At 41.4% G+C, this 15,956-nt stretch carries 13 protein-coding genes; 4 read left to right on the forward strand and 9 right to left on the reverse strand.

Going from position 1 to position 15,956, the window contains the following annotated elements:
- Window positions 1-223 precede the first annotated feature (223 nt).
- Both murI and btuB read right to left on the reverse strand, forming a co-directional pair.
- Window positions 224-1,087: a glutamate racemase gene (murI, locus tag G6Q48_RS13690; protein WP_166267002.1), complete on the reverse strand. Its 864-nt coding sequence runs from the start codon at window positions 1,085-1,087 to the stop codon at window positions 224-226.
- The gene (btuB, locus tag G6Q48_RS13695) at window positions 1,032-2,918 is read right to left on the reverse strand and encodes a TonB-dependent vitamin B12 receptor BtuB (protein WP_166267004.1); all 1,887 of its coding nucleotides are present in this window, start codon (window positions 2,916-2,918) and stop codon (window positions 1,032-1,034) included. The genes murI and btuB overlap by 56 nt, the downstream gene beginning before the upstream one ends.
- Window positions 2,919-3,399: 481 nt before the next feature.
- Here btuB and trmA point away from each other — a divergent pair, with 481 nt between their 5' ends.
- Window positions 3,400-4,497: a tRNA (uridine(54)-C5)-methyltransferase TrmA gene (gene trmA, locus G6Q48_RS13700; protein ID WP_102140395.1), complete on the forward strand. Its 1,098-nt coding sequence runs from the start codon at window positions 3,400-3,402 to the stop codon at window positions 4,495-4,497.
- A gap of 68 nt (window positions 4,498-4,565) precedes the next feature.
- On the opposite strand, the gene G6Q48_RS13705 is transcribed toward trmA, so the two are convergent.
- Together G6Q48_RS13705 and fabR are read right to left on the reverse strand one after the other, a co-directional pair.
- Window positions 4,566-4,955, reverse strand: a complete 390-nt coding sequence (locus G6Q48_RS13705; RefSeq protein WP_102140396.1) for a YijD family membrane protein — start codon at window positions 4,953-4,955, stop codon at window positions 4,566-4,568.
- A gap of 12 nt (window positions 4,956-4,967) precedes the next feature.
- Window positions 4,968-5,624: an HTH-type transcriptional repressor FabR gene (gene fabR, locus G6Q48_RS13710; protein WP_004265350.1), complete on the reverse strand. Its 657-nt coding sequence runs from the start codon at window positions 5,622-5,624 to the stop codon at window positions 4,968-4,970.
- A gap of 462 nt (window positions 5,625-6,086) precedes the next feature.
- Between fabR and sthA the strand changes: the two genes are divergently transcribed.
- Complete coding sequence (gene sthA, locus G6Q48_RS13715) at window positions 6,087-7,484, forward strand: Si-specific NAD(P)(+) transhydrogenase (protein WP_102140397.1); 1,398 nt, start codon at window positions 6,087-6,089, stop codon at window positions 7,482-7,484.
- Between the two features lie 78 nt (window positions 7,485-7,562).
- Here sthA and oxyR read toward each other — a convergent pair whose 3' ends face one another.
- Window positions 7,563-8,468: a DNA-binding transcriptional regulator OxyR gene (gene oxyR, locus G6Q48_RS13720; protein WP_102140398.1), complete on the reverse strand. Its 906-nt coding sequence runs from the start codon at window positions 8,466-8,468 to the stop codon at window positions 7,563-7,565.
- Between the two features lie 1,111 nt (window positions 8,469-9,579).
- On the opposite strand from oxyR, the gene G6Q48_RS13725 reads away from it, so the two are divergent.
- The gene (locus tag G6Q48_RS13725; protein WP_102140399.1) at window positions 9,580-9,933 is read left to right on the forward strand and encodes a hypothetical protein; all 354 of its coding nucleotides are present in this window, start codon (window positions 9,580-9,582) and stop codon (window positions 9,931-9,933) included.
- A 63-nt stretch (window positions 9,934-9,996) separates the two neighbouring features.
- On the opposite strand, the gene argH is transcribed toward G6Q48_RS13725, so the two are convergent.
- The 4 genes from argH to argC all read right to left on the reverse strand — a co-directional run bounded on the left by argH (window position 9,997) and on the right by argC (window position 14,512).
- Window positions 9,997-11,373, reverse strand: a complete 1,377-nt coding sequence (gene argH, locus G6Q48_RS13730) for an argininosuccinate lyase (RefSeq protein WP_166267006.1) — start codon at window positions 11,371-11,373, stop codon at window positions 9,997-9,999.
- A gap of 78 nt (window positions 11,374-11,451) precedes the next feature.
- The gene (locus tag G6Q48_RS13735) at window positions 11,452-12,672 is read right to left on the reverse strand and encodes an argininosuccinate synthase (RefSeq protein ID WP_166267008.1); all 1,221 of its coding nucleotides are present in this window, start codon (window positions 12,670-12,672) and stop codon (window positions 11,452-11,454) included.
- Window positions 12,673-12,716: 44 nt separating this feature from the next.
- Window positions 12,717-13,493 carry an acetylglutamate kinase gene (gene argB, locus G6Q48_RS13740; RefSeq protein ID WP_102140402.1) on the reverse strand — a complete coding sequence of 259 codons (777 nt, stop codon included), beginning with the start codon at window positions 13,491-13,493 and terminating at the stop codon, window positions 12,717-12,719.
- A 14-nt stretch (window positions 13,494-13,507) separates the two neighbouring features.
- Complete coding sequence (argC, locus tag G6Q48_RS13745; protein ID WP_166267010.1) at window positions 13,508-14,512, reverse strand: N-acetyl-gamma-glutamyl-phosphate reductase; 1,005 nt, start codon at window positions 14,510-14,512, stop codon at window positions 13,508-13,510.
- Between the two features lie 102 nt (window positions 14,513-14,614).
- On the opposite strand from argC, the gene argE reads away from it, so the two are divergent.
- Window positions 14,615-15,769 carry an acetylornithine deacetylase gene (gene argE / locus G6Q48_RS13750; RefSeq protein WP_102140404.1) on the forward strand — a complete coding sequence of 385 codons (1,155 nt, stop codon included), beginning with the start codon at window positions 14,615-14,617 and terminating at the stop codon, window positions 15,767-15,769.
- Window positions 15,770-15,956: the final 187 nt, after the last annotated feature.

The raw sequence follows: 15,956 nt of genomic DNA on the forward strand, positions 1-15,956 counted from the left end.
CGGGTCGTTGTTGCGAGGAGGCGTATATTACGTTTTCCTCCGTGAGAGTCAAGCAATTTTTTGCTTTTTCTTTTCAGAATCTCTCGCTGCCGTTTCAGTATTCATCGCGCTTTGCGTTGTCTTGTTCCCGGTCAGTGGATGCGCATTATAGGGAGTCAGAAAAATCTGGCAACCCCTTTTTTCATATTTTTTTCCGTTCGCTCAGCTTTCCATCAAATTTGACTTAGATAGCTAGTTTTTCCAGCGTTTTGAACCCTTCTGCTTCGAGAACAGGCTGTAATCCTTTTGCGTTGTCATCCATTAATAAGCAATATGCGAAGTTTTCTTCCTCTGAATTGGCGATTTCTTCTTGATTATTAATGAGCCAGACGGTTCTTCTGGCGATTGCAGAACCTGAATCAATAAATCGAGTTCCATTTGGTAGCACTTTTTCGAGCTCCTCTATTAATAGAGGAAAATGCGTGCAACCCAAAATAACGGTATCAGGCGGCTCTGGCATTCTAATCCATGGCCTGACAGTTTGAGCAACTTCATCTAGAGGTAAAGTTTCCCCATGTAACTTTCTTTCTGCAAGTTGAACTAATTCCGCAGAACCGAGAGAAATCACTTTGCAGTCTGTTGCAAACCGTTCGATCAGCTCTTTGGTGTATTCGCGGTTTACAGTGCCTTTCGTCGCCAATAAACCAACTACGCCATTACGCGTTAACTTGGTTGCGGGTTTAATGGCGGGAACAACCCCAACAACTGGGAACGTAAAATGTGCTCTCAAATTAGGAAGGCTGACCGTACTTGCGGTATTACACGCAATAATCACAATAGTTAAAGGATGCTTTGCAGCAATTGCATTTACGATTTGATAGACCCTATCAATAATAAACTCTTCACTTTTTTCACCATAAGGGAAGGCTTCATTGTCGAATGCATAGATATAGTGAGCATTCGGGATCATTTTTTTGACTTCACGATAGACAGATAACCCGCCCACTCCAGAGTCAAACACTAGAATGGTCGGGCGAACAGATAGGGTGTTATCAGAAGTTGTAGCTTCCTGTGAGGAAATATTCTCTTCCAGCGGTGCGATAACCATACGCGGTCTCATAGTCTTTATCGAACATATTAGCTATTTTACCACGAATTGTGAGATGTGAAGTGATTGGATATGCAGCTGTTAGATCCCAAAGGCTAACGCCGCCGAGTTTTATTCGCTTAGAAGGCCATTGGCTATAGTCATTATCATAGCGGGAGCCTATATATTGGTAGGTTAGCCCCATGTCTACTTTATCAATAGCCCAATCTAGCTGATATTTAACTTGCTGCTTAGCGCGTCGCTCGAGAACCTTATCCGTCTTTTTGTTACGAGGGTCAACATATTGATAGGTAACTTGGTGATGAAGGATGCCAGTTTCGAACTCACCAACCCATTCAATTCCCTTAATTTCAGCTTCACCAATATTTTCATAAGAACTAATTGGGTTACCTGCTTTATATGCAATCAGGTTATCAATATCATTGTGGTATGCATTGACCTGCCAAAATAGTGGTCCCGTTGTTCCTTCAACACCAACCTCCCACTGTTTACTTTCTTCAGGTTTCAAGCTCGGATTACCTAGCGTTGTTCCATATGCCGATGAAGAATATGCATATAATTGGGTTAGATTAGGTGCTTTATAAGCAGTTGCATATGAACCAACAAGTTTGTAGCCTTCATAAAACTCCCAACTAAGGCCTGATTGCCATGTTGTGTGCCAATTAAATTCAGAGTGATGGTCAGAACGTATAGCCGCTTCTGCTGTTACAGAATCAATAATTGCATATTGCCCTGTGAGGTATATCCCTGTGTTATTTAACGTCTGTTTTTCATTGATCATCGCGTAGCTGCTAGGCTCAATACTTTGGCGTTGATAATCAATCCCCGCACTAATATTTCCTTTATCTAATAGGTAACTATTACCCCATTGAATATTGTACTGTTTGGACTCATCAAGATTTGCAGATTCACTATATTGCCCTTTTCTTGGATCAAAATTGTAATCTTTTGAATAACCATAGCTTCCCATCAATGATGATGAATATTTCCCTTGATGATATTTCAAACCTGTTTCATAAGTTCGGCTATAGAGTTTACGTGTATCAACACTAACTCCCGCATATTCTGATACGTCATAACTCGTACGATTGTCATAACCATATGCTCTTGCGTACGCTAAGATTTCTGAAGAAAATTGATGTTCAACACCTAACCACAGTGACTTACTCAAAAATCCATCTTTATCATACTGTCTCGGGCTAACTTCTTTTGGCGCCAAATCAAATCCTTTGGTATGCGTATAAGCTCCGGCAGCTGTTACCGTTGTATTCTCACCAATTTTTTGCTGAGTGGAACCGTTATAGTTTTGGTAGCTGTGTGAGCCAATACCTGCATTTAATGTTGTGCCATCGTTATCACGACGAGTGATAATATTCACCACACCACCAACAGCATCAGATCCATAAACCGCAGAGCGTGCGCCGCGAATATACTCAATGCGCTGTACCAGAGAAATTGGGATTTGGCTCATATCGGAAGAACCGGAAATACCTGCTTGATTCAAACGGATACCATCAATTAACACTAAAACGTGACGTGACTCTGTGCCACGTATAAATAAGGAGCTTTGTTGCCCCATTCCGCCATTTTGGGCAATATCCACTCCCGGTAAGCGCCTTAATACATCAATAATGGTATTTGACTGCCAATGGTCAATATCTTCACGAGTCACCACCGTCACTGGCGCTAATATAGAAGAAATCGGTTGTTCAAAGCGGTTAGCGGACACAACGACTTGGTCAGCTTGGTTATTTGCACTTGCCAAAGAAGAAGTAGCGCACAGTACTGCCAGCGCAGCGGCCGATAACGGCAGCGACTTTTTATTATTCATTATGATTACACTCGGAAAATCAATTCAATTAACATTCCGCGAGGTTGAATATAGATTCGCGCAGATATTCAACTAAGCGATTGGAAGTGTGGTAGGTATCGGACTTATAAGTGACAAGTTGGGCTTCTATATATGAAATAAAAACGATATATAAAATGAAAATTCGACCTGTTATATCCCCTAAATAATTCAAGTGACATGTAGGCGGCAAGCGAAGATATCCCTAGGAGCATACTGAAGTATGTGACTAGGGTAACTAAGCGATGCCAACACCCATGTAGCTTGAAGAATGACGGGGATACCTTAATTACCGTTGCGCGTCAGCTTTGGATTCACACCAAATTCCCTAAACCACAGTCTATTATCGTAAGTTGAATAGTTATAAGTGTCTACGGATGGATAATGAAAACTGGACATCTTCGCCGCTTTCCCTACAATTTCGCTCCTGATACGAATTTATTACTGTTTTATGGAGCCAAACATGCCAAACACCTTGCACACTGAAGACTACGGACAACAGCTCGTAGAAAAAACGGATCGTTTAAAGGCGATGATGGCTCCTTTTAACGCCCCAGAACCTGAAATATTTTCATCTCCAACATCCCATTATCGGATGCGTGCTGAATTTCGCATTTGGCATGAAGGTGATGACCTGTTTCATATTATGTTCAATAAAGAAACAAAAGAGCGTATTCGTATTGATCAGTTCCCTGTCGCAAGTCAGCTTATTAATGACATGATGGCAGCATTATTGCCTCTCATTAAGCAAAATGAATTACTGCGCCATAAATTATTTCAAATTGACTATTTATCAACACTAAGTAATAAGCTAATTGTTTCGCTGCTTTACCATAAAAAACTGGGTGAAGAGTGGGAGACAGAAGCAAAAGCGTTAAAAGCTGTTTTAGTTGAGCAAGGCTTTGATGTGCAGTTGATTGGCCGTGCCTCAAAAACCAAAATCATGTTAGATAATGATTATGTTGATGAAGTCTTACCTGTGATGGGTAAAAAAATGGTTTATCGCCAAGTCGAAAATAGCTTCACGCAACCTAATGCGCAGGTCAATATCAAAATGTTGGAGTGGGCAATTGAGGCAACGCAGAATTCGACGGGTGATTTATTGGAACTGTACTGCGGAAATGGAAATTTCTCTTTAGCATTAGCGCAAAACTTCGAACGCGTATTAGCGACTGAAATTGCAAAACCTTCTGTAGCAGCAGCTCAATATAATATCGAAGCCAATAATATTGAAAATGTACAAATTATTCGTATGTCCGCAGAGGATTTTACCCAAGCCATGCAAGGTGCTCGTGAATTTAGGCGTCTGGAAGGTATTTCTTTAGCTGATTACCAATGCAATACCATTTTTGTTGACCCGCCTCGCAGTGGTTTAGATACAGAAACAGTGAAGCTAGTTCAGGGTTATGACCATATCCTATATATTTCATGCAACCCAGAAACCCTATGCGACAACTTAGTTGAGCTGACTAAAACCCATAAAATAGAGAAATTAGCCTTATTCGACCAATTCCCGTATACCCATCATATGGAAAGTGGGGTACTACTAAGCCGCTATTAATTGGCTGAAAACAAAAACGCCGCAGTGATGTGAACTACGGCGTCTTATATTAGAAAAGTCGTATAAACTTAATTTTCAACTTCTTGCTCAAGTGCGAGTTCCGCTTTTTCTCTCTTACGTGCTTTCCAGCTTGAGTACATCCACAATGCAATGATGACAATAAAGGTTGCAGGGATAAAGTTAGAGCCTATTTCAGGGTTTTGAACACGTAAAATCGCGGCATAGCCAAATAACCCAATAAAAAAACTACCTGCAACAAATTTTGGCAGCCCCATCGGCATCGCTTGATGTAAATAGCGCTGGTGTAAGCAATACACCGCCAATATCAGGGTTAAAATTGGGAAAAATGAAAAGTCGACCAACGAGTTAAACAGCGTTGAAAAGGTCCCATGGGTTGCAAGGCCAATCACAAAGGCTAGCAATAGAGTGCTTCTTTCATAACTTTTTTGATCCGTCATTGATTCTCCTTATTATTTAGTGAGGTCTGGGTCAGTTTGATTTTGTTTTTCCTGTTCCCGGCGGTACCAGTAGTAGGCACCTTTCGCTATCATTCTTAACTGTAATACCAGCCGTTCTTCGAGATTTCTGCGTTTTTCTTCATCGATATCGAGCGCTTCCGCACCTGCGCTAAAGACAATCGTGACCATTGCCTCTGCTTGCATTTCAGTAAAATGACGAGGCATACGGCTTTCAAGTTCAAGGTAATCGGCCAATTCCGCAATAAAATGTTGAATCTCCCGAGCAACTGCTGCACGAAACTCAGCAGATGTACCCGAACGCTCCCGCAATAATAACCTAAAGGCATTAGGGTTATTACCAATAAACTCCATAAAAGTTGAGACTGATGTACGGATCACACTCCCACCTTTTGCAATGCGCTGCCTTGCTTGGCGCATTAGCTGGCGTAACATCAAGCCACTTTCGTCGACCATCGTCAGCCCGAGTTCATCAACGTCCTTGAAATGACGGTAAAATGAAGTCGGTGCAATCCCAGCTTCACGTGCAACTTCCCGCAAACTGAGGCTAGTAAAGCTCCGTTCAGCGCTTAATTGGCTAAATGCGGCTTCGACGAGTGAACGCCGAGTTTTTTCTTTTTGTTTTGCTCTAACGCCAATTGTGTTGCTCACGGTGATCCTAGTTTCTTATCATGGAAGGTAAATGTAATAAGCATTACTCTTCGCCTAGCATACCTGAAATTTGCGCATCTGGTTCAGAGAAAAATCGACTCTAACGACAAATTACTCATTTTCAGAATTTCGCTTACTCACTCCGTGTTTCCCTTCACCGCTTTCTTATATATAGAAGCAATCACTTTCCCCTCTACCCTACCCGAACTGCAAAAAATAGATTCACCAAAAATGCACTCGATTTTCTGACTTTCTTTTTTTATAAAACAATTCCTCTAAGAATTTTGAATTGAGACAAGGCGGCCAAATAAGCGAGCCCCTAGGAACACGCATAAGTATGTAACTAGGGTAAGCGAGTGTAGCTAACCTGTATCAATTTGAAAGAGGGCGAGGAAATTAGGTGAAATAACCAACTAATGATAACATCTTGTTGTCATTTTGTTTTAGAGCAGGTCTTACCTCATGCAACTTACCCATTTTGATGCAATAGTCATTGGTTCCGGTCCTGGTGGTGAAGGCGCCGCCATGGGGCTGGTGAAACAAGGAAAAAACGTTGCTGTTATAGAACGTTATAATAATGTCGGCGGAGGCTGTACCCACTGGGGGACGATCCCCTCAAAAGCCCTCCGCCATGCAGTTAGCCGTATTATCGAATTCAACCAAAACCCTCTTTATAGTGATAACTCCCGTAGCTTAAGCTCCTCTTTTTCTGAAATTCTTCGTCATGCTGAAACAGTAATTAGCCAACAAACACGCATGCGCCAAGGGTTTTACGAACGTAATGGTTGCCAAATGTTCTCGGGGGAAGCCACCTTTATCGATGAGCAACATATCAGTGTTCGCTACGCGGATGGAAGTTGTGACGTTTTAAGTGCAGATAAAATCGTGATTGCCACAGGTTCTCGCCCTTACTGCCCTTCCGACGTTGATTTCAACCATTCTCGAATCTACAACAGTGACACTATCCTCAACCTGACTCACGAACCTCGCCATGTGATTATTTATGGTGCCGGTGTCATCGGTTGTGAATACGCATCTATTTTCCGTGGATTAGGGGTTAAAGTTGATTTAATCAATACCCGTGATCATCTCTTGGCCTTTCTTGACCAAGAAATGTCAGATGCCTTATCGTATCATTTTTGGAATAGTGGCGTTGTTATTCGTCATAATGAAGAATATGAAAAAATCGAAGGGGTCGAAGACGGTGTTATCGTTCACCTGAAGTCGGGTAAAAAAGTCAAAGCTGACTGTTTACTGTATGCGAACGGAAGAACCGGTAACACAGATAGCTTAGGTCTCGCTAATGTAGGAATAGAGTCTGATAGCCGCGGTTTAGTTAAAGTCAATAAAGCATATCGTACCACTAATGAACATATTTATGCTGTTGGTGATGTTATCGGCTATCCAAGTTTGGCCTCTGCAGCCTACGACCAAGGCCGAATTGCAGCCCGAGCCATTGGTGGTAGTTTAGGTAATGCACATTTAGTGGAAGATATACCAACAGGGATTTACACCATTCCTGAAATTAGTTCAGTTGGCAAAACCGAACAAGAATTGACGGCAATGAAAGTGCCTTATGAAGTCGGCCGGGCACAGTTTAAACATTTAGCACGTGCACAAATCGCAGGTATGAATGTCGGTAGTTTGAAAATATTATTCCACAGAGAAACATTACAGATATTAGGCATTCACTGTTTCGGTGAGAGAGCGGCTGAAATTATCCATATCGGCCAAGCTATCATGGAACAAAAAGGTGAAGGTAATACCATTGAATATTTCGTGAATACGACGTTCAATTACCCGACGATGGCGGAAGCTTTCCGTGTTGCAGCTTTAAATGGTTTGAATCGACTATTTTAATTATTTTGTGATTTATGGTTGCCAATAACCTGGCAACCATCATCAACTAAAAAGTAATTAATATTGGTGCTTTAATCTCTAAACTCTATTTTTATAATAGTTATCCATTGAGTTATAGATGGTCTCAGCTAATTGTTCATAGCGACCACGTAGCGGTGAACCCGGGCGATAAACTAATACAATTGTTCGTTTCGGCTCAGGTTCAATACAATTTAAATAGCATACCCCATCACGACAAACTTCATTAGGTACCGATAAATCTGGTAAAAGTGTAATTCCACTCCCTGCTGCCACCATATTTCTTAACGTTTCTAAGCTCGTTGCTCTGAAATGTGTATCTTCTTTAGCACCGGCTTGGAAACAAAAACCCATGGCTTGGTCACGTAAACAGTGGCCATCTTCTAACATTAATAGCTTTTCACCTGAAAGTTCGCTCATTTCAATTGTATCGCGATCACGCCATGGATGACTTTCATAAATAGCCAATTTCATGGGCTCTTCAAATAACGGTACAACAATAAAAGGTTCCGTTTCTTTAACTTCCGCCAAAATAGCGCAATCTAATTTACCGCTATCTAACTGAGCTAATAATTGTTGGGTTTGTGCTTCATGCAAATAGATTTCTAATTTAGGGTGAGCTTGGTGCAATTGCGGAATAATATGAGGTAATAAGTATGGCGCAACCGTTGGAATTAAACCAATGTGTAATGGGCCCGACATACTTTCCCCTTGGAGGGCAGCCATTTCTTGTAATACTTTAATTTCACGCAAAATAGTACGGGCTTGCTCAACTAATAATAAACCTTGTTGAGTAAAAAGAACTTTTCGGCTAGTTCTTTCTAATAGCATGACACCAAGTTCTTCTTCTAATTTACGAATTTGGCCACTAAGCGTAGGTTGACTGACATGACAGGAATCCGCGGCACGTCTAAAGTGTTTATGTTCGGCGAGCGCGACGAGGTACTCTAAATCTCGAATATTCATATTTCTTTTCCTTTCGTGAATTCTCTGTCAAACCAAAGATAGATAATACCAATCACTATATCGATATTGTTTTGTTTTATCTATTAATAAATTGAAAAATGGTAGGAAAACCTCATTTTTTGAACAATACTCGCAATAAAACGAAACAAAATGTAATATTTGGAAACAAAATACGTCTTGCTAGTTATCCTTTAAAATAGATAATCCGTTAACTAATGGTTAAATTTATTTATCATAAACATCTTAGCATAACATGCTAAATAAAGGCGTTAACTGATTTTTTTTAGATCTAAACGTCGACAAATCGCCTCTTAGCGTGGCTAAGTAAGGTCTTATTACCTATCCCAAATGTGAAAACAGAGTATATCGATATTCATAAGTTAAGTAGTACGACAAAAAGCATAGCTTTATCTAATCAACTCGGAAATTATGAATTTAAATGGGTAGGTAGTTCGAATAATACTGGGCTCATCAAAGTAGAGTATCAGTAATTGTCTCACCATCACTTCCATTAAGACTCTTCGGAGCTCTTTTTGTTACTCCCTAAAGGAGTTAACCAAACTTAGTACTAATATATACTCTTCAACTGATGAATAATCCCAATCAAATACCACCCTGCATGTTAATCATTATATTAACGTCAAATGAAAGAAACATTTTGTTATATTCCCTTTCACTCTTTATTAAAGTTTGTAAGTTTTTATATAAAAATAAATGTAAATTACAACCCACTTTTGTTAAATCCCACACTAAGCATTAATACAGATTGATAACAGCAAGAAAAAACACAGAGGATAAAACCTAAAAAATTCATTAGAAAGCAAAAATACAACATATTACACCAATAACATGGCAAAAATTAGAATCTGCAGCCGCGAAAGTATGAGTAAATAGATTTAAATCATAATGGTAGTAATTTTATTTTCTTTATATTTTTAAACATTTCCTTTTTTTATTTTACACCTAAACGGCGTTTTTCAATTTATAATCCCTTCATCAAAAACACCAGGGAATATCGAATCACTATTATTATTCTTATTTAAAAAGCACACATATCTAATTTAAACATACAGCAAGTTGATTAATCAAAAATCAATGATGGGATACTATTATGAAAAATTCATTATCAAATATTCAAAAATTCGGTGTTCGTTCGCTTACTGCGTTATTATTGGTTACCGCTGGCGCATCGATTAATGCCTATGCAAACAGTGACCAACAAAATGGCGTTATTAATTTTTCTGGTGCGGTAGTATTCCCGCCTTGTTTTAATGATGTCACTGACAAACACGTCACTTTAAACTGCTTAAATAACCAGTCTGATATGGTTGCCAACAAAGTGAATTTAAATGACATCACAAACACACAAGGGTGGAAAGTAATTAATGATGGCAGAGGGGAGTATTCATATAACTGGGTGAATGAAGAAAAACAACTCGGAATGCTAACCATTAAATATATTTAAAAACAAACGCGTTATGGGGATCGGGGTAGTCATGCTACCCCCCATTTTATCTTCGACAGCCAATCACAGCCCTAATCGAATTTTTGCTTCCACAATGGCTTTTGCCACTTGCTTCTGAGAAACCCCGCCTTTTGCTAATCGTTTATCTAAACAAGACTGCAGTGATAAAATTTCATAAACGTCCAACTGAATAGTATCACTGAATTTTTGCAATTCGCTGAGTGCCATTTCTTCTAAAGCCTTACCTTGCCCAATTGCGGCAACAACTGCTTCACCCACGATATGATGAGCCTCACGGAATGGGACACCTTTAGCAACGAGGTAATCGGCTAATTCGGTTGCGTTCGCATAACCTTGTTTTGCTGCATCTTCACAACGACTACGACGAATTTGAATACCATCAAGAACCAATGCAGCCATGTGCATACAATCTAACCAAGTATCTAATGCATCAAATAGCCCTTCTTTGTCTTCTTGCATATCTTTGTTGTAAGCAAGAGGAAGCCCTTTTAGCGTCATCATCATACCTGTCAGTGCACCTTGAACACGCCCACATTTTCCGCGGATCAATTCCAATGCATCAGGGTTTTTCTTTTGTGGCATTAATGATGAACCGGATGTCACTTTGTCTGATAATTCGACAAAACCTGCTTCCCCGCTATTGAAGAAAATTAAATCTTCTGCGAAACGAGATAAATGAACCATACCGATACTTGCGTTTGATAATAATTCAAGGACGTGGTCTCTGTCTGAAACTGTATCCAAGCTATTACGCGTTGCCGAAGCGAAACCTAGCCAAGATGCAAGCTGCTCACGGTCGATATCATAGGCAGTTCCCGCTAATGCACCACACCCTAATGGGCTGACATCTAAGCGTTTTAATGTATCTTGTAAACGACTTTCATCACGCGCTAACATTTCGCTATAGGCTAAACACCAGTGGGCAAATGTCACTGGCTGCGCACGCTGTAAATGTGTATAACCTGGCATCACTGCGTCTTGGTTATTTTCCGCGGTGATGACCAACGCTTTTTGTAATTCTGTCACCGCTTCAAGTAATAATGCGACTTGGTCTTTACACCACAATTTTAAGTCCGTTGCGACTTGGTCGTTACGGCTACGGCCAGTATGTAGTTTTTTGCCCAAATCCCCCACTTTATCAATCAGCTTACCTTCAACCCAGCTATGAATATCTTCTGCATCACTTTGCAGGATGATTTCAGGGTTATCTTGCACTTCTTTAAGTAGGGTATTTAGCGCTTGTTCTAAAGTTTGTTGTTCGCTATCAGACAATACACCAACTGTGACCAGTGATTTTGACCATGCGACTGAGCCAACAATATCTTGCTGCGCTAAGCGGTAATCGAAACGCAATGAATCATTAAACTGTTTGAACCGTTGATCTGCTTGTTGACTAAAACGCCCACCCCAAAGTGCCATAACTAATCCCTACCTGATTGATAAAATAAGTTTTTAACCCCGACAGCGGCCTTGGCTGCCGGGGGACTATCATTTGATTTATTTCGCTTTGTTTTGTTCTTTCAGCGCACGGATACGTGAAGACAGTGAGTAAAGGCGAATAAACCCACCTGCATGGCTGTGGTCATAGACTTCATCTTCACCGAATGTTGCAAATTCTTCTGAATACAGGCTTTTATCCGCTTTTTTCTGAATCGCAGTCACTTGCCCTTTATATAATTTCAGAACAACTTCACCCGTGACATCTTGCGCTAATGATTCAGCAGCTGCTTGCAGCGAGTGGCGTAATGGTGCAAACCAACGCCCATCATAAACGACATATGACATTTCTAAACCAAGTTGCTCACGCCATTTGTAGCTGTCACGGTCAAGCACCAGTTGTTCAATGCCACGCAGTGCGGCCATCATAATGGTGCCTCCTGGGGTTTCATAACAACCACGAGATTTCATCCCCACTAAACGGTTTTCAACGATGTCGATACGACCCACACCGTGTTTTGCACCTAAAGTATTTAATGTTTCTAAACAACCGAGTGGAGACAATGCTTGCCCATTCACCGAAACGACTTCACCATGTTTAACACCAACAGTCACTAATTCAGCTTCATCTGGTGCATCTTGCGGGTCAACGGTCCATACCCAGCAATCTTGGTTTGCTGCATTCCACGTGCTTTCTAAGACACCACCTTCAGTAGAAATGTGCCATGCGTTCTCATCTCGACTATAGATTTTTTCTAAGCTTGCCGTTGTTGGAATATTACGCTCTTTCAGATAATCGAGCAGCGCTTCACGGGAACGTAAGTCCCACTCACGCCATGGCGCAACCACTTGTAACTGTGGTGCTAATGCCGTATAGGTGCTTTCGAAGCGTACTTGGTCATTACCTTTACCTGTTGCGCCATGAGCAACCGCATCTGCACCCACTTTTAAGGCAATTTCAACTTGTGCTTTAGCAATAATTGGGCGAGCCATTGACGTACCTAATAAATAGCTACCTTCATATAACGCACCTGTTTTAAGAACAGGGTAAATATATTCTTTGATGAACTCTTCACGTAAATCGACGACATAGCACTCAGATGCACCTGACTGTAGCGCTTTTTTCTCTACGCCGACTAACTCTTCTCTGTCTTGCCCCACATCTGCAACAAAGGCCACAACTTCGCAATCATCATAGTTTTCTTTTAGCCATGGAATAATTGCTGATGTATCCAGACCGCCTGAATATGCTAATACAATCTTTTTAATGCCCTTTTTCATAACGTACCTATCCGCTCAATTAATATGGTTATTCCATGGCTCATTTATGATGCCAAGATCCGTGTTCCAATTGCTGTTCCATTAAACAGCTCAGGAAGTTGTTCTGCATGACGCCAGCTTGCAATATCAACAGAACGTTGCAAGGCAGCCGCAGCGTCTAATGCCGCATTGACCTTCACAATCATTCCATCAGTAATAATTCCCTGCTCAATGAGCTTTTGCGCTTTTTGTGTCGTCATTTCGTCAATTTTTTGGCCTTTGCCATCCAAAATACCGCTTACGTCAGACAGTAAAACCAAATCTGCGTTTAAGGCTTGGGCAATAGCGGTTGCCGCTTGGTCCGCATTTACGTTCATCAGCTCACCGTTAGAGGTGATACCGATAGAGCTAATAATGGGTAAATACCCCGCCCCCAACAATAATTTCAATAACTTCGCATCGCCGGGTTTCGCATTACCAACATGGCCTAATTCTTCGTTTAATTGCGTTACTGTGGCACTTTGTCCATCACCGAGGGAAAGCCCTACAGCCGGAAGTTGATACTTCGTTGCCCATGCCAATAATGTTTTATTCGCCGTACCTGCTAATGCCCCGGTAATGATATCGATTTGGTCTGCTGGCGTGACCCGTAACCCCTGCTTTTTAACGACAGGTAATTGCAGTTTTTGCATCAATTCATCAACTAAACAGCCACCGCCATGCACAATCACCAACTCACGTTGATGGACTTGACGATAGGTTTGAATAGCTGTAAATAATTTTTCAAGTGCCTCGACGCTATCAAGTAACACTCCGCCCAATTTAATCACTAAGGGTTGCATGGGGTTAATCCTTCTTAAAATAAAGACTGAGTTTCAGCAAAACCAAAACGAATATTCATGCACTGAACGGCTTGTGCTGCCGCACCTTTGAGTAGGTTATCTTCTGTACCCACTAAAATCAGATATTCACCATTCAATACATAGCCAATGTCACAAAACGGTGTCCCCACTACCGATTTCAATGCAGGAACGCCTTTTTCATATAGCCGCACTAACGGTTTATTTTGATAAGCATCTTTAAACGTTTGTGTGATTTTTTCTGCCGTCACACCCGTTTTTACTTTGCATGTAATCGTGGCAAGAATGCCCCGAGAGAAATTACCCAAATGTGGTGTGAAAATAACCTCTCTTCCCAAGTGAGTCGCAATTTCTGGCTGATGGCGATGAGTAAAGATGCCATAAGGCTGCAAACTCACTTCACAAAAGCTATTGGTCATCGAGGCTTTACGGCCTGCACCGGAAACACCGCTGGTGGCATTAATCACTGGCCACATCGCTTCATCCAGTAAATTGTCTTCAATCAATGGTTTAAGGGCTAATTGGGAAACCGTTGGGTAACACCCTGGAACCGCAATCAACTGCGCTTGACGAATTTTATCGGCCTGCCATTCCGCTAAACCGTAAACTGCTTGCATTAGCCATTCAGTATTTGTATGTTCAAAGCCATAGTATTGCGTATAGAAGGCAGGATCTTGAACACGATACGCACCCGATAAATCGAACACAATGCAGCCCGCTTCAAGAAACTGAGGTGCAATGTCGTGGCTCACTTCATGTGCCGTGGCAAGGAAAACAACATCAATACCTTTCGCTGCTTCTGCGACATCTGTTAATGGCAGAACAGGAAGATCTATGATGCCTTTATACTGAGGGTGCAAATCAGAAAAACGTTTATTTGCATCCGCACTTTGCTTCGATACCATCAATCCTTGAAGATTAACTTCAGGATGGCGTTGCAAATAAGCGGCTAATTCTGCTCCAGTATAGCCACTGGCCCCGATAATGAGTGTGTTCAACATATGCTTTCTACCTTGTACTCGTGCCCCAAACAGTTTAATGTGTATTTTTATTCAAATAAAGTGCATGAATATTGATACTATTATGGATAAAGGCTGTCAACAGTGAATATTAAATTACCTGCATTTATTGAGATTTATCGTCAATTAATTGCCATTCCGTCGATTAGTGCGACTGATTCTCATTTGGACCAGAGCAATAAAGCCCTTGTTGAGCTTCTCGGTGGGTGGCTCGAGACGTTAGGTTTTTCGGTCAACATTCAACCCGTGCCGGAAACACGTGATAAATATAATTTGCTTGCTTCCATTGGCGAAGGAAATGGTGGGCTGATGCTATGTGGTCATACCGATACCGTGCCCTTTGATGATGGACGTTGGAGCAAAAACCCGTTTGAGCTGACAGAGCATGATGGCAAGTTATATGGGCTCGGAACCGCAGACATGAAAGGCTTCTTTGCGTTTATTGTCGATGCGTTACGCGATATGGATCTAACGCAGCTCAAGCGACCATTACATATCCTAGCAACAGCGGATGAAGAAACCTCCATGGCTGGGGCACGCTATTTTGCAGCTAGTACAGCACTAAGACCGGATTTTGCGATTATTGGTGAGCCGACGTCGTTACAACCGATCCGCGCACACAAAGGGCATTTATCGAACGCTATCCGTATTACTGGGCAATCGGGGCACTCTAGTGACCCAGAGCGTGGCGTCAATGCGATTGAATTAATGCATGAATCTATTTCTCATTTAATGGATTTACGAAATACGTTAAAAGAACGATTTAACAATCCTGCATTTGTCATTCCCTACCCGACGATGAACTTTGGTCATATTCATGGTGGTGATGCTGCTAACCGAATTTGTGGTTGTTGTGAATTACATATGGATATTCGCCCGCTGCCGGGGCTAACTTTGCAAGACTTAGATGAACTACTCAATGAAGCTCTTGAGCCTGTTAGTGCCCGTTGGCCGGGACGCTTGGCGATTGAGCCCATGCATCCACCGATCCCTGGCTATGAATGCCCAACGGATCACAAGATGGTGGCAGTAATTGAACAGTTATTAGGGCAAAAAGCGGATACCGTGAATTACTGTACTGAAGCGCCGTTTATCCAAGAACTCTGCCCGACGTTGGTTCTTGGCCCTGGTTCTATTGAGCAAGCACATCAACCTGATGAATTTATCGATATGCGCTTTATTGAGCCTACTCGCCAACTAATTAGCCAAATGATTGAGCACTTCTGTTTTACTGAGTAAAACGATCTTTTTCCTATTCAAAACGCGGCACTAAATTAGAGCCGCGTTTTATTGATCATGAATTATTTTCCTGTTGCCTTTGAAAAAACCTCAGCGTCATAATTTAATTTAAGTATTGACTATTGGTACCGATCTGGTAATTTCTATTTAGCCGTCTAAACGTATAGACGCACAAATGGATATAATA

It is taken from the genome of Providencia sp. M-27, from assembly GCF_011077905.1.
Classification (GTDB): domain Bacteria; phylum Pseudomonadota; class Gammaproteobacteria; order Enterobacterales; family Enterobacteriaceae; genus Providencia; species Providencia huaxiensis.

Coding starts and splice junctions, on each gene's coding strand:
- murI (WP_166267002.1), bottom strand. CDS start 1,087: ATGGTTATCGCACCGCTGGAAGAGAATATTTCCTCACAGGAAGCTACA.
- btuB (WP_166267004.1), bottom strand. CDS start 2,918: ATGAATAATAAAAAGTCGCTGCCGTTATCGGCCGCTGCGCTGGCAGTA.
- trmA (WP_102140395.1), top strand. CDS start 3,400: ATGCCAAACACCTTGCACACTGAAGACTACGGACAACAGCTCGTAGAA.
- G6Q48_RS13705 (WP_102140396.1), bottom strand. CDS start 4,955: ATGACGGATCAAAAAAGTTATGAAAGAAGCACTCTATTGCTAGCCTTT.
- sthA (WP_102140397.1), top strand. CDS start 6,087: ATGCAACTTACCCATTTTGATGCAATAGTCATTGGTTCCGGTCCTGGT.
- oxyR (WP_102140398.1), bottom strand. CDS start 8,468: ATGAATATTCGAGATTTAGAGTACCTCGTCGCGCTCGCCGAACATAAA.
- G6Q48_RS13725 (WP_102140399.1), top strand. CDS start 9,580: ATGAAAAATTCATTATCAAATATTCAAAAATTCGGTGTTCGTTCGCTT.
- argH (WP_166267006.1), bottom strand. CDS start 11,373: ATGGCACTTTGGGGTGGGCGTTTTAGTCAACAAGCAGATCAACGGTTC.
- G6Q48_RS13735 (WP_166267008.1), bottom strand. CDS start 12,672: ATGAAAAAGGGCATTAAAAAGATTGTATTAGCATATTCAGGCGGTCTG.
- argB (WP_102140402.1), bottom strand. CDS start 13,493: ATGCAACCCTTAGTGATTAAATTGGGCGGAGTGTTACTTGATAGCGTC.
- argC (WP_166267010.1), bottom strand. CDS start 14,512: ATGTTGAACACACTCATTATCGGGGCCAGTGGCTATACTGGAGCAGAA.